General features: G+C 63.6%; 18 protein-coding genes and 1 other RNA gene. 8 read left to right on the top strand and 11 right to left on the bottom strand.

Features of this window, described 5'->3' with window-relative positions:
- Positions 1-40: 40 nt before the first annotated feature.
- From infB to rimP, 4 genes are all read right to left on the bottom strand, one after another.
- Positions 41-2,809, bottom strand: coding sequence for a translation initiation factor IF-2 (gene infB / locus ACODTZ_RS07215; protein WP_489024892.1), 2,769 nt, complete (start codon positions 2,807-2,809; stop codon positions 41-43).
- A gap of 99 nt (positions 2,810-2,908) precedes the next feature.
- Positions 2,909-3,598: an RNA-binding protein gene (locus tag ACODTZ_RS07210; RefSeq protein ID WP_489024890.1), complete on the bottom strand. Its 690-nt coding sequence runs from the start codon at positions 3,596-3,598 to the stop codon at positions 2,909-2,911.
- Positions 3,598-5,202: a transcription termination factor NusA gene (gene nusA / locus ACODTZ_RS07205; RefSeq protein ID WP_018899111.1), complete on the bottom strand. Its 1,605-nt coding sequence runs from the start codon at positions 5,200-5,202 to the stop codon at positions 3,598-3,600. The genes ACODTZ_RS07210 and nusA overlap by 1 nt, the downstream gene beginning before the upstream one ends.
- A 60-nt stretch (positions 5,203-5,262) precedes the next feature.
- Positions 5,263-5,868, bottom strand: a complete 606-nt coding sequence (gene rimP, locus ACODTZ_RS07200; RefSeq protein WP_489024888.1) for a ribosome maturation factor RimP — start codon at positions 5,866-5,868, stop codon at positions 5,263-5,265.
- Between the two features lie 232 nt (positions 5,869-6,100).
- On the opposite strand from rimP, the gene ACODTZ_RS07195 reads away from it, so the two are divergent.
- A complete protein-coding gene (locus ACODTZ_RS07195) occupies positions 6,101-7,732 on the top strand; it encodes an MFS transporter (RefSeq protein ID WP_489024886.1) in 1,632 nt (543 codons plus the stop codon).
- A 3-nt stretch (positions 7,733-7,735) separates the two neighbouring features.
- Here ACODTZ_RS07195 and ACODTZ_RS07190 read toward each other — a convergent pair whose 3' ends face one another.
- Both ACODTZ_RS07190 and recR read right to left on the bottom strand, forming a co-directional pair.
- A complete protein-coding gene (locus ACODTZ_RS07190) occupies positions 7,736-9,001 on the bottom strand; it encodes a lytic murein transglycosylase (RefSeq protein WP_489024884.1) in 1,266 nt (421 codons plus the stop codon).
- A gap of 173 nt (positions 9,002-9,174) precedes the next feature.
- Complete coding sequence (gene recR, locus ACODTZ_RS07185; RefSeq protein WP_047506538.1) at positions 9,175-9,780, bottom strand: recombination mediator RecR; 606 nt, start codon at positions 9,778-9,780, stop codon at positions 9,175-9,177.
- A gap of 56 nt (positions 9,781-9,836) precedes the next feature.
- Here recR and ACODTZ_RS07180 point away from each other — a divergent pair, with 56 nt between their 5' ends.
- Positions 9,837-10,454, top strand: a complete 618-nt coding sequence (locus tag ACODTZ_RS07180; protein WP_489024881.1) for an MOSC domain-containing protein — start codon at positions 9,837-9,839, stop codon at positions 10,452-10,454.
- Between the two features lie 105 nt (positions 10,455-10,559).
- Positions 10,560-11,090: a DUF992 domain-containing protein gene (locus tag ACODTZ_RS07175; RefSeq protein WP_113009678.1), complete on the top strand. Its 531-nt coding sequence runs from the start codon at positions 10,560-10,562 to the stop codon at positions 11,088-11,090.
- A 71-nt stretch (positions 11,091-11,161) separates the two neighbouring features.
- Here ACODTZ_RS07175 and ACODTZ_RS07170 read toward each other — a convergent pair whose 3' ends face one another.
- The 3 genes from ACODTZ_RS07170 to ffs form a co-directional block, all read right to left on the bottom strand.
- On the bottom strand, positions 11,162-11,485 hold the full coding sequence (locus ACODTZ_RS07170) for a YbaB/EbfC family nucleoid-associated protein (protein ID WP_018899104.1): 324 nt from the start codon (positions 11,483-11,485) through the stop codon (positions 11,162-11,164).
- 22 nt (positions 11,486-11,507) lie between these two features.
- Positions 11,508-13,388, bottom strand: coding sequence for a DNA polymerase III subunit gamma/tau (locus ACODTZ_RS07165; RefSeq protein WP_489024879.1), 1,881 nt, complete (start codon positions 13,386-13,388; stop codon positions 11,508-11,510).
- 47 nt (positions 13,389-13,435) lie between these two features.
- Positions 13,436-13,532: signal recognition particle sRNA small type (gene ffs, locus ACODTZ_RS07160), an RNA gene on the bottom strand.
- A gap of 89 nt (positions 13,533-13,621) precedes the next feature.
- Between ffs and ACODTZ_RS07155 the strand changes: the two genes are divergently transcribed.
- From ACODTZ_RS07155 to ACODTZ_RS07135, 5 genes are all read left to right on the top strand, one after another.
- Positions 13,622-14,032 (top strand): HIT family protein, encoded by a 411-nt coding sequence (locus tag ACODTZ_RS07155; protein WP_111563253.1) that lies wholly within the window; start codon positions 13,622-13,624, stop codon positions 14,030-14,032.
- Positions 14,029-14,988: an NAD(+) diphosphatase gene (gene nudC, locus ACODTZ_RS07150; RefSeq protein ID WP_489024877.1), complete on the top strand. Its 960-nt coding sequence runs from the start codon at positions 14,029-14,031 to the stop codon at positions 14,986-14,988. The genes ACODTZ_RS07155 and nudC overlap by 4 nt, the downstream gene beginning before the upstream one ends.
- A 9-nt stretch (positions 14,989-14,997) precedes the next feature.
- On the top strand, positions 14,998-15,702 hold the full coding sequence (locus tag ACODTZ_RS07145; protein ID WP_489024875.1) for a helix-turn-helix transcriptional regulator: 705 nt from the start codon (positions 14,998-15,000) through the stop codon (positions 15,700-15,702).
- A gap of 52 nt (positions 15,703-15,754) precedes the next feature.
- Positions 15,755-16,027 (top strand): hypothetical protein, encoded by a 273-nt coding sequence (locus tag ACODTZ_RS07140; RefSeq protein WP_489024873.1) that lies wholly within the window; start codon positions 15,755-15,757, stop codon positions 16,025-16,027.
- Positions 16,028-16,126: 99 nt separating this feature from the next.
- Positions 16,127-16,495 (top strand): VOC family protein, encoded by a 369-nt coding sequence (locus ACODTZ_RS07135; protein WP_047506521.1) that lies wholly within the window; start codon positions 16,127-16,129, stop codon positions 16,493-16,495.
- Positions 16,496-16,541: 46 nt separating this feature from the next.
- Here the strand turns inward: ACODTZ_RS07135 and ACODTZ_RS07130 are convergent, their stop codons facing one another.
- Positions 16,542-17,402 (bottom strand): prephenate dehydratase, encoded by an 861-nt coding sequence (locus ACODTZ_RS07130; protein WP_047506519.1) that lies wholly within the window; start codon positions 17,400-17,402, stop codon positions 16,542-16,544.
- Positions 17,403-17,412: 10 nt separating this feature from the next.
- Complete coding sequence (locus ACODTZ_RS07125; protein ID WP_112982897.1) at positions 17,413-18,168, bottom strand: 3-deoxy-manno-octulosonate cytidylyltransferase; 756 nt, start codon at positions 18,166-18,168, stop codon at positions 17,413-17,415.
- Positions 18,169-18,199 lie beyond the last annotated feature (31 nt).

The raw sequence follows: 18,199 nt of genomic DNA, 5'->3' as shown, positions 1-18,199 counted from the left end.
ATATGATCCGGCGCCCGTCCACAACTCTAGTCTCGCACGATCAGAGCGTACGGGTGATATGCTCGACGCGGAAGCATTCGATGACATCGCCCGCGCGGATGTCTTCGTAGTTCTCGAAGGCCATACCGCATTCCTGACCGACAGGAACTTCCGATACTTCGTCCTTGAAGCGCTTGAGCGTCTTGAGCTTGCCTTCGTGGATGACGACGTTGTCGCGGATGAGGCGGACGCCAGCACCACGTTCGACCTTGCCTTCGGTAACGCGGCAACCCGCGACCTTGCCGGTCTTGGTGATGTTGAACACCTCGAGGATCTCGGCATTGCCGAGGAAGGTTTCGCGGCGCTCCGGCGTGAGCAGACCCGACATCGCTGCCTTCACGTCATCCACCAGATCGTAGATGATGTTGTAGTAGCGGATTTCGATGCCTGCGCGTTCGGCGGCGATACGTGCCTGTGCGTTGGCACGGACGTTGAAGCCGATGATCGCGGCGTCGGAGGATTCGGCAAGCGCCAGATCCGATTCCGTGATGGCGCCGGCGCCCGAATGGACGATACGTGCCCGCACTTCGTCGGTGCCGAGCTTGTCGAGAGCACCGATGATCGCTTCGATGGAACCCTGCACGTCGCCCTTGATGAGCAGCGGGAATTCCTTGAAGCCGGTGTTCTGCAGCTTGCTCATCATCTGTTCGAGCGAACCGCGCTGACCGGTCTGGCGGGCAACCGCCTTGTCGCGGGCCAGACGCTGGCGATATTCGGAAATCTCGCGCGCACGGCTCTCGTTTTCGACGACGGCGAACTTGTCACCCGCAGCAGGCGTGCCGGACAGGCCGAGCACTTCGACCGGCATGGCCGGACCCGCTTCCTTGACATGGTCACCCTTGTCGGTGACGAGCGCGCGAACGCGGCCCCACTGATCGCCGGCAACGATGATCTGGCCGGGCTTCAGCGTGCCCTTCTGGACGAGGACGGTCGCAACCGCGCCACGACCACGGTCGAGCTGGGCTTCGATGACGATACCCTCGGCAGTACGCGTCGGGTCGGCCTTGAGGTCGAGGATTTCGGCCTGCAGCAGGACGGCTTCGAGCAGCTTGTCGAGGTTGGTCTTGTTCTTCGCCGACACTTCGACGTCGAGCACTTCACCGCCGAGCGATTCGACGAAGACTTCGTGCTGCAGAAGCTGCTGACGGACCTTGTCCGGGTTGGCTTCGTGCTTGTCGATCTTGTTGATCGCCACGATGATCGGAACACCGGCCGCCTTGGCGTGGCTGATGGATTCGATCGTCTGCGGCATGACGCTGTCGTCGGCCGCGACCACGAGGATCGCGATATCCGTCGCCTGCGCACCACGGGCACGCATGGCCGTGAAGGCGGCGTGGCCGGGGGTGTCGATGAAGGTGATCTTCTGGCCGTTCTGTTCGACCTGATAGGCACCGATGTGCTGGGTGATGCCACCGGCTTCGCCCGAGACGACGTTTGCCTGACGGATGGCGTCGAGCAGCGAGGTCTTGCCGTGGTCGACGTGACCCATGATCGTGACGACTGGCGGACGCGACACCATTTCGCCGGCATCGTCGGCCCGGTCGAAGATACCTTCTTCAACGTCGGATTCCGAAACGCGCTTGACGGTGTGGCCGAATTCGCCGGCGATGAGTTCAGCGAGGTCGGCGTCGATGACGTCGCCCGGCTTCATCATCTGGCCTTCCTTCATCAGGTACTTGATGACGTCGACGGCGCGTTCAGACATACGCTGCGACAGTTCCTGAATGGTGATGGTCTCAGGCAGGATGACTTCGCGAACAACCTTTTCGCGGGTTTCCTGGATCTGGCTGCGGCGGAACTTTTCCTGGCGACGGCGCATGGCGGCCATCGAGCGGCCACGGTTGTTGCCGTCGTCATCCGTGCTTGCAGCCGTGATCGTCAGCTTGCCCTGGCGGCGACCATCGTCACCCTTCGGACGCGCGGTAACCGGCTTTGCCGGTTCCGGACGCACGACGCGGCCACGCGCCGGAGCGCCACCGCGCGGTGCACCACCGCGATCATCCTCATCATTTTCGCGGCGACGGACGCCGGGAGCAGTCGGTGCGCCACCGGGAGCCGGACGGGCGGAAGACGGCGCATCGGTGCGGCGAACGGCGGGTGCCGCAGCCTGCGTGCGCGGTGCTTCGGCGGCAGCCGGAGCGGGAGCGGCTGGTGCCGGCGGAGCGGCAGCGGCCGCAGCGGCGCGTTCTGCTTCCTCGGCGGCAAGGCGCTTGGCTTCTTCAGCGGCGGCGGCCTGGCGTGCGATCTCTTCGGCGGCACGGCGCTTTTCTTCCTCGGCGCGGCGAACCGCATCCTCGGCGTCACGAACCTGGGCCATGGCGAGCGCACGGCGGCGCGCATCCATTTCTTCCGGCGACAGATGGTTCAGAACCACCGGGCGCGGACGATCCTGCTGGCGCGAAGGCTGCTGGGATTGCGGACGGTTATACTGCTGGCCGCTCGGCTGATTGTAGCGCTGCGGCTGCTGGGGCTGCGGCGGGCGGGCCTGCTGAACAGGCGCCGGAGCCGGAGCTGCCGCTGCCGGTGCTGCGGGCGCAGGAGCGGGCTCGGCGGCGCGTACGGGCGCTGCCGGTGCTGCCACCGGGGTGATCGGGCGCTGTTCGTCTTCCGGGCGCATCGGGCGCCGCTTGCGGGTCTCGACAACGACCGCCTTGGTGCGACCGCGGCCCATATCCTGGCGCACGGTGCCCTGGCTTACGCCCGACGGTTTCAGGGTCAGAGTCTTCTTGCCCGGGCCGTTCAGTGTCTTGTCGTCATTGCTATCGGTCATTCGTTCCCGTTCCTTCGGACAGGGAGCGATGACGTCATCAGTCCCTGTCAATCAAAATGTCGATCAATGACATCGGGCCGGACAAGTCCGGTGACCGTATCATTGTTTTTGCCGGCCAGCGCCGCCCGCTGCCCGGGACTGACCGCCATTGCGGTACTGTTCGAGCATCTTTGCGCGCTTCACTACACCCTCACCCGCCTGCCCTGCAAGCACTGCAGCATGGATAAAAGCGTTCTGACCCATCAGGCCTTCCATTTCGCTCTCCGAGAAGAGTTTGTAGGAAGGTATTTCCTCCTCGGTCTCCATTCCGAGGTGCCAGGCCTTGCGGGCCTGGTCGATCTTTCTCACGCCGTCGGCCGCCGCGTCCGTTGCATGGAACACCGCAAGTGCCGCGCCACTGCGGATCGCGGCATCCACCTTCGAGGCGCCGGTGATGAACTGTCCGGCCTTGCGGGCCATGTTCATCATCTGCATCAGTTGCTGCATCAGCAGCTTGTCGACGGTCTCGCCGAGATCGGCGGCCACCTTCACATCCGTTTTCAGGGCGCGGGCGAAGGATTTCTTCGCCACCGCCTTGTCGACCAGAGCACGGTCGATCTTCACCCAGCAGCCGCGACCCGGAAGCTGACGCTTCAGGTCGGCCACCACCGTCCCATCGGGAGCGGCGACGAAGCGGATCAGCTCATCCGGCGATCCGCTTTCGCGCGTCACGATGCACATGCGACCATTCACGTCATAACCTGCAAGATCGTCGTCCTCAGGAGAAACGGTAGGCTCACGCGCAGACATTAAACTTCCTGCTCGGCCTCGGGAGCTTCTTCAGCTTCCGCTTCCTTCGCAAGGTCCTCTTCGGTGATCCAGCCAGCCGCGAGGCGGGCCTGAACGACCATCTGTTCAGCTTCGACGCGCGAAACGTCGAACTTCGAGAACAGGCCCTCGAACTTCTTGGTCTCGCCGTTCTTGCGCTCGCTCCAGCCGACGAGATCGTCGGCTGCACAGCCGGCGAAGTCTTCCATCGTCTTGATGCCGTCTTCGCCGAGGGCAACCATCATCTGGGCGGTCATGCCGTCGATGCCACGCAGTTCGTCCGATACGCCGAGCGCCTTGCGCTTCTCGTCCATCTCGGCTTCGAGCTTTTCGAGATATTCGCGGGCGCGGGTCTGGATTTCCTGCGCGGTGTCTTCGTCGAAACCGTCGATCGAGGCGATTTCGTCGAGTTCGACGTAAGCCAGTTCCTCAACAGCCGCGAAGCCTTCGGAGGCCAGAACCTGGCCGACCATTTCGTCGACATCGAGCGAATCCATGAACAGGTTGGTGCGCTCGTTGAATTCCTTCTGACGGCGTTCCGATTCCTCGGCTTCCGTCATGATGTCGATATCCCAGCCGGTCAGCTGCGATGCGAGGCGAACGTTCTGGCCGCGGCGGCCGATGGCCAGCGACAGCTGCTCGTCCGGAACCACGACTTCGATGCGCTCGGCATCTTCATCGAGAACGACCTTGGCGACTTCAGCCGGCTGCAGGGCGTTGACGACGAAGGTCGCCGGGTCCTGCGACCAGGGAATGATGTCGATCTTTTCGCCCTGAAGCTCGCCGACAACGGCCTGAACGCGCGAACCACGCATACCGACGCAGGCACCGACCGGATCGATCGAGCTATCGTTCGAGATCACGGCGATCTTGGCGCGCGAACCCGGATCGCGGGCAACCGACTTCACCTGAATGATGCCGTCGTAGATTTCCGGCACTTCCATGGTGAAGAGCTTGACCATGAACTGCGGATGCGTGCGCGACAGGAAGATCTGCGGGCCGCGCTGTTCGCGACGTACGTCATATACGTATGCGCGGACGCGATCGCCATAGCGGACGTTTTCGCGCGGGATCATTTCGTCGCGACGGATGATGCCTTCGCCACGGCCGAGATCGACGATGACGTTGCCGTATTCGACGCGCTTGACGGTGCCGTTGACGATTTCGCCGACGCGATCCTTGAATTCGTCGAACTGGCGATCACGCTCGGCTTCGCGAACCTTCTGGACGATGACCTGCTTGGCGGACTGGGCGGCGATACGGCCGAAATCCATCGGCGGCAGCGGATCGGCGATGAAATCGCCAAGGGCTGCGTCCGGGTTGCGGTCGCGGGCCAGTTCGAGCGGGATCTGCGTGGAGTAGTCTTCAGCAGCCTCGACAACCTCGAGAAGACGCTGCAGGCGGATTTCGCCGGTCTTCGGGTTAATGTCGGCGCGGATGTTGGATTCAGTGCCGTAGCGCGAGCGCGCCGCCTTCTGGATCGCGTCCGCCATCGCGGCGAGCACGATCTCGCGGTCGATGACCTTTTCGCGGGCGACTGCATCTGCGATCTGCAGAAGTTCGAGCCGGTTCGCACTGACTGCCATGTGTTTTGTCTCCGTCTAGGCGCTGAGGCTTCCCTTGCCCGGCGCCACAAGTTGATCGGTTTATTCTTCGTCTTCCGCTTCGTTCTGGTTCGCGGCCTCTGCCTTCGCCAGCTTGTCGGCGCGCAGGGCATCACGGATCAGATCGTCGGTCAGAATGAGTTTCGCATCGGCAAGCGCCGTGAACGGAATGACGATCGCCTTTTCCTCGCCGGCCGGAGCCTCGTCACGCTCGAGCGTGAAGCCATCGACGTCGCTGGAAACGATCTTGCCGCGGAAGCGCTTGCGACCACCGACGATGATCGAGGTCTCGCACTTCAGGAGATGGCCCTGCCAGCGCGCGAAATCGGACTTGCGCACCATCGGGCGATCGATGCCGGGCGACGACACTTCCAGATGATACTCTTTATCGATCGGATCTTCCACATCGAGAACCGGAGAAACGGCCACCGAGACCTCCTCGCAGCCTTCGACGTCCATGGTTCCGTCATTGCGCTCAGCCATGATCTGCATGGTGGCGCCGTTCTGGTTGAGCATGCGCACGCGGATCAGGCGGTAGCCGAGGTCGATGAGGACGGGCTCGATGATGGCGGCGAGGCGCTGGTCGAGGCCAGTCTCGGTGATCAGCCGCGGCTCAAGTTGATTGTCTGCGTTCGTCGAATCCGACAAGCGATGCGCTCCTAAGCGATATTTTCGGGCGATCGCGGTAATAAAAAAGAGCGGGTCCTTGCGGCCCACTCCTCATCAATGCGATCAAGATTTGAGAGCCATATAGGCCCGTTTCCGCGAAATAGCAAGCTCCATCGGCGGTACGGCGCGGTTGCGGCAGGCGGTCGGTGGCCTTGATCGCCGTTTCGCTTATATAGCTTGGCGCAGCGCATGGCATTCGACGGGAGGAATCGTGGCCTATACTTCATCGACACTGGCACCGCTCAGGCACGAGACCTACCGCACCATCTGGTTCGCCAGCATCGCCTCCAATTTCGGCGGCCTCATCCAGGCGGTGGGTGCCGCGTGGATGATGACCATGATCACCGCGTCGGGCGACATGGTGGCGCTGGTGCAGACCTCCACCGCGCTGCCGATCATGCTCTTCTCGCTGGTTTCGGGCGCGCTGGCCGACAGCTTCGACCGGCGGCGGGTGATGCTGACGGCGCAGTGTTTCATGCTGGCGGTCTCGGCACTCCTCAGCATCTTCGCCTTCTTCGGTATCCTCTCGCCCTGGCTGCTCCTGTTCTTCACCTTCCTGCTCGGCTGCGGCACGGCGCTCAACAATCCCTCCTGGCAGGCCTCGGTGGGAGACATGGTCCCGCGCGCCGATCTGCCCGGCGCCGTCACTCTGAACAGCGTCGGCTTCAACATTACCCGCAGCGTCGGGCCGGCGATCGGCGGCATCATCGTGGCGGCCGCCGGTGCTGCAGCCGCCTTCGCCGTCAATACGATGAGCTATTTCGCGCTGATCTACGCGCTGATGCGCTGGAAGCCGACTTACCCCGCGACCACGTTGCCGCGCGAAGCGCTCGGCAGCGCCATCTTCGCCGGGCTGCGCTACATCTCCATGTCGCCCAACCTGCAGAAAGTCATGCTGCGCGGGCTGATCTTCGGCATCAGCGCCAGCTCGATCCTCGCGCTGCTGCCTATCGTGGCGTTGGAACTGGTGGTCGGCGGGCCGCTCACCTACGGCCTGATGCTCGGCTCCTTCGGCATCGGCGCCATCGGCGGCGCGGTGCTGAACGCGAGATTGCGCGAGCGCTTCTCCAGCGAGACGATCGTGCGGCTGTCGTTTGCGGGCTTCGCGCTCAGCGCCGCGATCGCCGCCTTCAGCCCGATTTCGGCGATCACCTGTTTGGGATTGGTGATCTCGGGCGCCTGTTGGGTTCTGGCGCTGTCGCTGTTCAACACCATCGTGCAGCTCTCGACGCCGCGCTGGGTGGTCGGCCGGGCGCTGTCGCTTTACCAGACCGTGACCTTCGGCGGGATTGCCGGGGGCAGCTGGATCTGGGGTATCGCCGCCGATAATTACGGCGTCGCCAACGCGCTGCTGATGTCGGCCGTGGTCATGCTGTTCGGTATCGTCGTCGGCCTGAAATTCGCCATGCCGGCGTTCGAGACACTCAATCTCGATCCACTCAACCGCTTCACCGAGCCGGCGCTCGGCCTCGATATCACCCCGCGCAGCGGGCCTGTCGTCATCCAGGTCGATTACGAGATCGACGACCTCGACGTGCCGGAGTTCCTGAAACTGATGGGCGAGCGGCGGCGTATCCGCATCCGCGACGGGGCCCGCAACTGGGCGCTGATGCGCGACCTGGAAAAACCGGGCTCGTGGACCGAAACCTACCACACGCCGACCTGGGTCGAGTATATCCGCCACAACCAGCGGCGAACCCAGGTGGACGGCGAAAACACTGACCGGCTAAGGGCGCTGCATCGCGGCGAAGCGGGGCCGCATGTGCACCGGATGATCGAGCGCCAGGCCATTCCGCCCAGCGACGACCTATTCTTCAAGGCGCATATCGACCTGCACCACTAGCGTCTATTTCAGCTTGCCGATCATGTGGGCCTCGGGATAGCAGGTCGGCTTCATGCCGTTCTTCTCCTGCCACTGGCCGATGGAGCGGCGCGTCTTGTAGCCGGGCAGGCCATCGGAGCCGCCGACGTCGTAGCCCTTCTTCTCCAGCGCCTTCTGCATGGTGGCGACATCCGAGCGCAGCATCTTGCCGACATCTCCCCAGGCGCCCTCGAACGCGCCGGAGCCATAGGCGATGCGGTCCGCCAGATTGCCGATATAGAGCGCGTAGAGATCGGAATTGTTGTATTCCTTGATGACGTAGAAATTCGGCGTCACCAGGAATTCCGGGCCGTCACGACCGGCCGGCACCATCATCATGCCCGTGGCGTTCTTCTCACCTGACGGAAAGGCCTTCCCGGAGATGCGGTCGATGCCGAGCGAATTCCAATGGGCGATCGGCTTGCCGAGATCGGGGCCTTCCTGCGCGCAGGAGACGTTTTCGGGGATCGTCACCTCGTAGCCCCAGCTACGGTTCGCCTGCCAGCCCTTCTTGACCAGGAAGTTGGCGATCGAGGCCAGTGTATCGGGAACCGAGGTCCAGATATTGCGATGCCCGTCGCCATCGAAATCGACGGCGTATTTCAGATAGCTCGTCGGCATGAACTGCGGCTGGCCGAGCGCGCCCGCCGACGATCCCTTGAAATCGGCCGCCGTGACATCGCCGCCGTCGATGATGTGCAGCCCGGCGATCAGTTCGGTGCGGAACATCTCCTTGCGGGTGGACATGAAGGCCTTGGTGGCCAGCACCTCGATGCCGGAGTTCGGGATCTTGGCGGCGCCGAAGCCGGTCTCACGACCCCAGATGGCGAGCACGATCGAGCCGGGCACGCCATAGGTCTTCTCGATCTTCTTCAGCGTCGAGGCGTACTGCGTCTGGAAGCTTCGGCCGGTGACGGCCAGGCGCTTCAGCCGGTCATCGTTGAAATAGGGCGCCGGCGAGGAGAACTCGGCCTGCGTCTGCTTCTGCTCCTTCGGCTTCGGGAAGCCGGGAGGGGCGAGATCGTTCAGCGACCAATCGAGCGTGACGCCTGCGAATGCGGCCTTGAAGGTCTTTTCGGATATGCCGCTCTTTTGCGCTTCCAGCCAGAGGTCGGCTTGCACCCAGCGCTCGAACTGCGCTTCGACTTCGGCTTTCGAGGGGGCGGCGTGGGCGATGCTGGTGGTGGCGAGGAAGCTGAGGAGAATAGCGAGGGCGCGTCGTGCGATACCCCCCTCTGTCCTGCCGGACATCTCCCCCACACGGGGGGAGATCGGCTGGGAGCGACCACTCGTTCCACTCTCATTGTATGACTGGAAGCCCGCCACGAGTCGATCTCCCCCCTTGTGGGGGAGATGCCCGGCAGGGCAGAGGGGGGTAACTCGGATCTCGGACGGCATCAAATTTCCCCTCACCTCATCTCCCCTCATATCGTCGTCCGCGCCCGAAGCGCTGCCGTCAGCGTGCCCTCGTCGAGATAATCAAGCTCGCCGCCAACAGGCACGCCATGCGCCAAGCGCGTGATCTTCACATCGAGCCCGGCCAGCTGGTCGGTTATATAGTGTGCTGTGGTTTGCCCCTCGACGGTGGCGTTGACGGCGATGATCAGTTCCTTGATGCCGCCGGCCGTGACGCGTTCGATCAGGCCCTTGATGTTGAGATCGTCAGGGCCGACGCCATCGAGCGGCGAGAGCGTGCCGCCGAGCACGTGGTAGGCGGCGTTCAAGGCGGCTGCACGCTCCAGAGCCCAGAGGTCGGAGACATCCTCGACGACGATGATGACGGACTGGTCGCGGCGATCGTCGGTGCAGACGGTGCAGGGGTCGGAGGTATCGACATTGCCGCAGCGCGAGCAAATCTTGACCTTGTCATAGGCCTCGCCCATGGCGCTGCCGAGAGGCCCGAGCAGCTGATCCTTCTTCTTGATCAGGTGCAGCGCGGCGCGGCGCGCGGAGCGGGGGCCGAGGCCCGGCACCTTCGCCAGCAGCTGGATGAGTTTTTCGATTTCGGGGCCGGTGACTCGCTTTGCCATATCGGGTTCTTAGCCCATATGTTTGAAAAACGGAAACGGACAGAAAAGCGGGCCTTATGAAAATCCTCGCCGTCTGCATCGGCAACGCCGAGAGGCTTCCCGGCAAGAGCTACAAGACCGGCATCAACAAGCACGCGATCAGCGGCGGCGTGCTCGTCGACGCCGAAGGGCTGCTCGGCGACGCGATCTGCAACCGCAAGCACCATGGCGGCGTCGACCAGGCGGTCTATGTCGAGGGATCGCTGACGCTCGACTGGTGGTCGGCGGAACTCGGGCAGACGATCACCCCCGGCACCTTCGGCGAAAACCTCGTCATCGAAGGGCTCGACAATACCATGGTCGCGGTCGGCGATCGATTCATAGCCGGCGATCTTGTGCTTGAGGTCACCTCCGCGCGTATCCCGTGCGCCACCTTCGCGGCGCGCATGGGCGATCCCTTGTTCGTCAAGCGCTACACCCGCGCCGGCCGGCCGGGCATCTATTGCCGGGTGATCGAGCCGGGCACGGTGACAGCAGGCGAGCCAGTGGAATGGCAGCGGTTCGAGGGAGCGCGGGTGACGATGCCGGAGATGATGGCGACGTTCGGCAGGCGGCTGTCAGCCGAAGACCGCGCCCGCTATCTGGCGGCGCCGATCCACTACAAGCTGCGCGACAGCCTTCTCGCGGAGAGGTAAGCCCGCGCGGGTCGCGGCACCGAGATTCCGCCTTTATGATCACTTGCTGATATCAGGACGTCTCCTAATTTCCTTCGGACGGTGTGCCAATCCAAGGAGGCCTGCATGTCCGTCTTCAAGTTTACCTCGATCGCCCTTGCGGTTGCCGCCGCGACGGCCCTTTCCGCTCCCCAGCCGGCGGCGGCGGCCAATGTGCATGCGGGGTCGCTGACCTGCGACATCTCGGCGGGAATCGGCATGATCATCGGCTCGAAACGGGAGGTGGACTGCATGTTCACGCCCTCGCAGCCCGGGCATGTGGAGCATTATCGCGGCGCGATCACCAAGATCGGCGTCGATATCGGCGTGCTGAAAGGCGGAACGCTGATCTGGTACGTCTATGCGCCGGCAAACCATCCGGAGGGCGCGCTGCAGGGCAGCTATTCCGGCGTGGCGGCCAATGCGACCGTCGGCCTCGGGCTCGGGGCGAATGCGCTGGTGGGCGGCCTGGAGGGATCGGTGGCGCTGCAGCCGCTGTCTGTCGAGGGCACGTCCGGCCTCAACGTCGCGGCCGGCATCGCCAACATGAAGCTGACCTTCGTTCCGCCGCCGAAGGCGAAGCCCGCCAAGCACCACACGCAAAAGCACACGAAATAGGCGTTCTCAAACGACAAGCGCCGGCCACCCGATGGGCGCCGGCGCTCTCACATTCACATTCGATCTGATGATCAGAACGGCATCTTGAAGCCGGGCGGGATCGGCAGGCCAGCCGTCAGCGCCTTGGTCTTTTCGGCGGCGACCGCGTCAGCCTTTTCCTTGGCATCCTTGTGAGCGGCGACGATCAGATCCTCGAGGATTTCGACGTCGTCTTCCTTGAAGAGCGACGGATCGATCTTCAGGCTCTGCATTTCGCCCTTGCCCGTGATGACGACGGTTACGAGACCGCCACCAGACTTGCCTTCGGCCGTGAGCGTGGCGATTTCCGCCTGCATCTGCTCCATCTTGGCCTGCATTTCCTTGACTTTGCCCATCATGCCCATGATGTCGCGCATCGTCTTGCTCCTTCTTGGTGTCTCAGAATTCTATGTCGTCGCCGGGCAGGATATCGCCCTCTTCGGATTCGGCTGTCGCCGGCGCCTGCACGGGACCTTCCTCTTCTTCCGGTTCCGGCGCGCGGACGCGAACGTCGATGATCTTGGCGCCCGGAAACTGCGAGAGGATCGCCGCCACGTCAGGGTCCTGCCTGGCGTCGCTCACCTGCTGCGCCTTGGCGTTGGCCTCGGCCTCCACCATGGTCGGCTGGCCGGCCTCGCGGCTGAGGCTGACGATCCAGTGGATGCCGGTCCATTCCTTGAGCTTCAGCGCAAGTTCGTTGAGCAGCGTTCCCGGCGCGCCTTCCGTCAGGTTGACATCCAGGATGCCGGGCTGAACGCGAACCGGGCGCACGAAATTGCGCACCAGCGCCTTGATCTTCACATCGCGCTTTTCGCCGGCGAGGTTGGCGATATCGCTGACCGAATTGACCCGCACCAGCGGCTGCGGCGCATCGGCGGCCTTCGCCTCGGTGCGTCCGACGGCCAGGCTCTGAGGATCAGAGTTCTGGACGACGCGCAGCATGGCGGTCGGACCGGCGGGCTGCGGGCGTGGTGCCGTGGCTTCCGCGGCGCGGGCCATGACATTGCCCTGATAACTGACGGTCGCGCCGCCGTTTCCACCACCATTGCCGGATGGCGAAGGCGAACGCGCGCCACCGTTGTTTTCAGAGAATTCCGCGAGCCGACGGGCCGCGTCCTCCGGGGCAGGCAGATGGGCGGCATGCGCCAGCCGGATCAGCACCATTTCGGCGGCACCCGACGGGCGCGAGGATGCCTCGACCTCGGGAATGCCCTTCAAGAGCATCTGCCAGATGCGCGACAGTGCCGTGACGGCGACGCCTTGCGAGAATTCGGCGCCCTTGGTGCGCTCGATTTCGCTGAGCGAGGGATCGTTTGCCGCATCCGGCACGTATTTCAGACGTGTTACCAGATGGGTGAAATCGGCAAGATCGGTGAGCACCGCCACCGGATTGGCGCCGGCCTCGTACTGGCTCTCGAATTCGCCAAGGGCTGCGGCGACATCACCCTTGATGACGTGCTGGAAGAGATCGACGATGCGGGCGCGGTCGGCGAGGCCGAGCATCCCGCGCACCGATTCGGCCAGCACCGCGCCGCCGCCATGGGCGATCGCCTGGTCGAGCAGCGACAGGCCGTCACGCGCCGAGCCTTCGGCAGCACGGGCGATCATCGCCAGCGCATCGGGCTCCGCCTCGATGCCTTCCTTCGATGCGATCGTGGTGAACAGGCCGACGAGATCGGACGCGCTGATGCGGCGCAGATCGAAGCGCTGGCAGCGCGACAGGACCGTGATCGGCACCTTGCGGATTTCAGTCGTGGCGAAGATGAACTTCACATGCTCCGGCGGCTCCTCGAGCGTCTTCAACAGGCCGTTGAAGGCCTGCGTCGAGAGCATGTGCACTTCGTCGATGATGTAGACCTTGTAGCGCGCCGAAACCGGGCGGTAGCGCACCTGCTCGATTATCTCGCGGATATCGTCGATACCCGTATGCGAGGCGGCGTCCATCTCGATGACATCGACATGGCGGCCTTCCATGATCGCCTGGCAGTGGTCGCCGGGGATGCGCAGATCGATCGTCGGCTTGTCGATCTCGGCTGTCTTGTAATTCAGCGCGCGCGCCAGGATTCGGGCGGTCGTCGTCTTGCCGACCCCGCGAACGCCGGTCAGCATGTAGGCCTGCGCAATACGGCCGGTCTCGAAGGCGTTGGTCAGGGTCTGGACCATCGGCTCCTGGCCGACCATCAGATCCGTGAAATCCTTGGGGCGGTATTTGCGTGCCAGCACCCGGTATCCGGTGCCCGTCGAGGCGGCATCTTGTGATTGTCGCTCGGTGTCGCTCATCGCCCTGCTTAACGCCCGAACTCTTCGGGCAAAGGATGGAGAGAAGGGTGGGAGGCTGGCACGATGACCCGTGCCTGGCTCGTTAGGGCTGCTTCCTTCCGGACCTGACCCGGTTGGCGAGTGGCTCGTCCACCACCAACCTCCCGAAGGCACATATCGGCAATATCGCGATCAAAAGCAAGCCAAGCTCCGAAAAAACTGCTAGCCTATGGAAAACTCTGGAGGAATACCCGTTGGACGCTTTCAAACTCGACCACCGGCTGGCCAATGACAGCATCAGTATCCTGAAAACGGGCCTCTGCGACTTCCGGCTGGCCAGGGACTGTCGCTGGCCATGGCTTATCCTCGTGCCGCAGCGCGCCGATATCACCGAGATTTTCGAGCTGACGCCGCTCGACCAGGTGATGCTGACCTTCGAGACGGAGCTGGCCTCGACCGCCTTGAAGAAGGTGACCGGGGCGACAAAAATCAATGTCGCGGCTATTGGCAATATCGTCCGCCAGCTTCATGTTCATGTCGTCGCGCGCTTCGAAGGTGATCCGAACTGGCCCGGTCCGATCTGGGGCTACGGCAAGGCGGAGGCCTATGAGGACGCGAAACGAGACCAATTCATAGAGACGATGCGGGAAGCCCTTTCATCATGAGCCGTTCGCTTTTCGAGACGGATGTACCCCATCCCGAGCCCAGCAATCTGACGGCATTCGCCGCCAACGACCTGATCCGCGATTCCGAGCATCGCAACGAAAACTCGGTGAACGAGGCGCTCGCCAAGGATGGAACCCATATCTTCGCCTTCACCGGCGACAAGCTTGTCCTGAAGCATGACGGCCAGGTGCTCGATCCGCTGTTTGCGCGCTACGAGCTGACCGATCTCAAGCCCAACTGGGACGAGACGATCCTGCTCGGCTACCGCAAGAGCGGCGAGCCGAGACTGGCGGTGCCGGTCGCCGTTCCCGAAGAGGAGCTTTCGAGCCAATACAAGCCCGCCGACGGCCGGTCGCTCTATCGCGACATGCTGCTCGACGACGTGCTGCTCGGCGAGTTCGCGCAGGGCGCCAGCCTGATCCGCTGGAACGGCGACAACCGGTTCTGCGGGCGCTGCGGCTCCGCGATGGAGATGCATATCGGCGGCTACAAGCGCGTCTGCTCCGCCTGCCAGCACACGATCTTCCCGCGCACCGACCCTGTCGTCATCATGCTCACCATCGACGAGGAGCGCGATCTCTGCCTGCTCGGGCGCGGTCCGCATTTCGCACCCGGCATGTATTCCTGTCTCGCCGGCTTCGTGGAGCCCGGCGAAACCATCGAGAACGCCGTGCGCCGCGAGACGCTGGAAGAATCCGGCATCCGCACCGGCCGCGTCCGCTACCACGCCTCGCAGCCCTGGCCGATGCCGCACACGCTGATGATCGGCTGCTACGCCGAGGCCAAGTCACGCGACATCACCCGCGACGAGCAGGAGCTCGAGGATTGCCGCTGGTTTACCCGCGAGGAGACGATCGAGATGCTCGAGCGCCCCGGCACGACCGGCAAGGCGCCGCCGCCGAAGGGCGCGATCGCTCACCGCCTGATGCGCGACTGGGTGGAGTGGAAGAAGTAGGCCAACACCATGGCTCGCTCAGAACGCTTGCTTACATTGCTGCAGACGCTACGTCGCTATAGGCGGCCGGTGAGCGGCGCGGTGCTGGCGGAGGAGACCGGCGTCAGCATCCGCACGCTCTACCGCGACATCGCCAGCCTGCAGGCGCAGGGCGCTGACATCGAGGGCGAGCCGGGGCTTGGCTATATCCTCAGGCCCGGCTTCATGCTGCCGCCGATGATGTTTTCGCAGGACGAGATCGAGGCGCTGGTGCTGGGATCGCGCTGGGTGGCGCGGGCGGCCGATCCGAGGCTGGCGGCAGCGGGCGCCGACGCGCTCGCCAAGATCGCCGACGTGCTGCCGCGCGAGATCCGCGACGAGATCGAGACGTCCCCTCTCCTCATCCACATGCGCCCGCCGATATCAAGCAAGGCCGACATGGGCGTGATCCGCAAGGCGATCCGCGGCGAGCGGGTGCTGAAGCTCACCTATACCGACGAGGGCGGCGCCGTCTCCATCCGCAATGTCTGGCCGTTTGCCATCAGCTATACCGAACAGGTCCGGATGATCGTTGCATGGTGCGAGCTCAGACAGGATTACCGCCATTTCCGCACCGATCGCATCGTGGAAATGATCCCGCAGGAGACGCGCTATCCGCGCCGCCGCGCCGTGCTGCTGCAGGAGTGGAGCGACCGCGAAGTCGCACCGCGGGAACAGAAAACACTACTGCCATAAACTGACAGCATATGAGTCTAGTATGGGTCCTATCGAAACAGGAGGACCTGCCATGACGAGCCCGAACACGTCCCAGACCATGGGCCAGACCATGGGCCAGACGACGCGCGGCAACCACCGTTCCGACGAGGCCAGCTCCGACACCTGGTATCCGCAATCGCTGATGCTCAGGATGATGCAGAATGCATCGCGCAGCATGGCGCATAGCATGGGCCGCAATCTTGGGCGAACGGGCGCTCCGCGTCTCGATCCGCAATCGATGTCTGAGAATCTGAGGCGCGATATCGGCGTCATCGACTGGGGCAGCCGCGACCGCGAGCGGTAACAGACCACACTTTCACATTTCAATCACGCTTTTGACCGCTGCCGGAGAACCCGGCGGCGTTCGCATCATCACGTCATTTTCACGCAGAGGGACACCACCATGAATAGCCCCAATCTCATCATTCTCTATGTCCGCGATCCCGCCGCGAGCGCCAGTTTCTACAAGGCGCTCTTGAACCGCGAGCCGGTTGCCGACGCTCCCAATTTCGTGGCTTTCGCGCTCGATGGCGGCTTCACGCTCGGGCTGTGGCGACTGAGCAGCGTCGTGCCGCAGCCATCGGCGATCGGCAGCCGCGCCGAGATCGCCTTCATGGTGCCGGGCGAAAACGGCGTTTCCAACCTCTACCGCGACTGGCGCGACCGCCATCTGCCGATCGCCCAGGACCTGACCGACCTAGACTTCGGCCCGACCTTCGTGGTGCTCGATCCCGATGGGCATCGGTTGCGGGTTTGTGAGCCGGATAAGTAAGCGTCATTGCAGAGCATTAAAAAGGGCGCCTCGGCGCCCTTTGTCGTTACTTCTGCAGCAGGCCCCGCATCGGGTGGCCCTTGTAGACGCCCAGGATACGCACCTTCTCGGAGAAGAACTGCAGCTCTTCCAGCGCGCGGCGGACGTTGGCGTCGCCGGGGTGGCCTTCGATGTCGGCGTAGAACTGGGTGGCGACGAACTTGCCGCCGAGCTGGTAGCTTTCCAGCTTGGTCATGTTGATGCTGTTGGTGGCAAAGCCGCCGAGCGCCTTGTAGAGCGCGGCCGGAATGTTGCGGACGTTGAAGACGAAGGTGGTGACCAGCTTCTCTTCGGCCGCCCCGCGCTCGGCCCACTTCTCGTCGCGGGAGAGGATGACGAAGCGGGTGACGTTGTCTTCGGTGTCCTCGACGTTTTCGGCAATGATATCAAGCTTGTAGAGGTCGGCTGCCAGACGCGGCGCAAGGGCTGCCATCGAGCGGTCGCCCGTTTCCTGCACCAGCTTGGCGGCGCCCGCCGTATCGCCGGCAACGACAGCCTTCCAGCCATTGGCGCGGACGATCTTGCGGCACTGGCCGAGCGCGTGGATGTGGCTATGGACGGTGCGGACCTCGTCCTTGGTGACGCCGGGCAGCACCATGAGCTGGAAGCGGATCGGCATGAAATATTCGCCGATGATGTGCAGGCGCGATTCCGGCAGCAGGTGGTGAATGTCGGCGACGCGGCCGGCAATGGTGTTTTCGATCGGGATCATCGCCAGGTCTGCATCGCCGCTTTCGAGCGCCACGAAGGCATCCTCGAAGGTCTGGCACGGCAGCGGATCCATATCAGGAAACATGTCGCGGCAGGCCATGTCGGAATTGGCGCCGAAGTCGCCCTGGAAGGCGATTTTGTTGGTCTTGATGCTCATGGGAGATCCGTTACTTCAATTGTGCGGAAAGAATGCGCCGCGCCTTTTCAAGGTCGGCGGGAGTATCGACACCGAGCGGAACGGTGTCAACGATCTCGACATCGATGCGCATGCCGGCTTCCAGCGCCCGCAGCTGCTCAAGCGATTCGCGCTTTTCGAGCGTGGAGGGCCCGAGCGAGACGAAGCGCTCCAGCGCCGCGCGGCGATAGGTGTAGAGGCCGATGTGATGATAGAGCGGGCCTTCGCCATAGGGTGCCGTTGCCCGCGTGAAGTAGAGAGCCCGCATGCGGGTCTCCGACAGCGGCGAGCCGACCACCTTGACGATATGCGGCGCCGTCTTGTCTTCTTCGTTGTCGATGGCGATGGTCAGCGTGGCGATATCGACGGCGGCGTCTTCAAGCGGGCGCAGCGATGCGCGCACCGTTTCCGGCTCGATCGTCGGCAGGTCGCCCTGGACGTTGACGATATATTCGATGCGGCCTTCGGGATCGACCTTGGTCAGCGCTTCGTAAATGCGGTCGGAGCCGGACTGGTGCGCCTTGGCGGTCATGACCACCTCGAAACCGGCGGCGGCGACCACGTCGAACACCTCCTGCTCGTCGACGGCAACGACCACGCGGCCGATCGCGGCCTCCTTCGCTCGAAGAGCCACCTGGATGACCATTGGCTTGCCGCAGATGTCTGCGAGCGGCTTTCCGGGCAGTCGGGTGGATGCCATGCGGGCCGGAATGAGGACGAGTACGTTGTCTAAATTTGGACTTGCCATTGCTCAGGCCTTCATTTCCGGGCGGAAAGGT

This window comes from Rhizobium sp. FG113, from assembly GCF_057809895.1.
Note: the sequence above shows the minus strand (reverse complement) of the source record. Positions and strands in the feature narration are given on the sequence as shown.

Excerpts from the sequence above, each read along its gene's own strand:
- infB (WP_489024892.1), bottom strand. The coding sequence starts at position 2,809 with ATGACCGATAGCAATGACGACAAGACACTGAACGGCCCGGGCAAGAAG.
- ACODTZ_RS07210 (WP_489024890.1), bottom strand. The coding sequence starts at position 3,598 with ATGTCTGCGCGTGAGCCTACCGTTTCTCCTGAGGACGACGATCTTGCA.
- nusA (WP_018899111.1), bottom strand. The coding sequence starts at position 5,202 with ATGGCAGTCAGTGCGAACCGGCTCGAACTTCTGCAGATCGCAGATGCA.
- ACODTZ_RS07190 (WP_489024884.1), bottom strand. The coding sequence starts at position 9,001 with ATGTCCGGCAGGACAGAGGGGGGTATCGCACGACGCGCCCTCGCTATT.
- recR (WP_047506538.1), bottom strand. The coding sequence starts at position 9,780 with ATGGCAAAGCGAGTCACCGGCCCCGAAATCGAAAAACTCATCCAGCTG.
- ACODTZ_RS07180 (WP_489024881.1), top strand. The coding sequence starts at position 9,837 with ATGAAAATCCTCGCCGTCTGCATCGGCAACGCCGAGAGGCTTCCCGGC.
- ACODTZ_RS07175 (WP_113009678.1), top strand. The coding sequence starts at position 10,560 with ATGTCCGTCTTCAAGTTTACCTCGATCGCCCTTGCGGTTGCCGCCGCG.
- ACODTZ_RS07170 (WP_018899104.1), bottom strand. The coding sequence starts at position 11,485 with ATGCGCGACATCATGGGCATGATGGGCAAAGTCAAGGAAATGCAGGCC.
- ACODTZ_RS07165 (WP_489024879.1), bottom strand. The coding sequence starts at position 13,388 with ATGAGCGACACCGAGCGACAATCACAAGATGCCGCCTCGACGGGCACC.
- nudC (WP_489024877.1), top strand. The coding sequence starts at position 14,029 with ATGAGCCGTTCGCTTTTCGAGACGGATGTACCCCATCCCGAGCCCAGC.
- ACODTZ_RS07145 (WP_489024875.1), top strand. The coding sequence starts at position 14,998 with ATGGCTCGCTCAGAACGCTTGCTTACATTGCTGCAGACGCTACGTCGC.
- ACODTZ_RS07140 (WP_489024873.1), top strand. The coding sequence starts at position 15,755 with ATGACGAGCCCGAACACGTCCCAGACCATGGGCCAGACCATGGGCCAG.
- ACODTZ_RS07135 (WP_047506521.1), top strand. The coding sequence starts at position 16,127 with ATGAATAGCCCCAATCTCATCATTCTCTATGTCCGCGATCCCGCCGCG.
- ACODTZ_RS07130 (WP_047506519.1), bottom strand. The coding sequence starts at position 17,402 with ATGAGCATCAAGACCAACAAAATCGCCTTCCAGGGCGACTTCGGCGCC.
- ACODTZ_RS07125 (WP_112982897.1), bottom strand. The coding sequence starts at position 18,168 with ATGGCAAGTCCAAATTTAGACAACGTACTCGTCCTCATTCCGGCCCGC.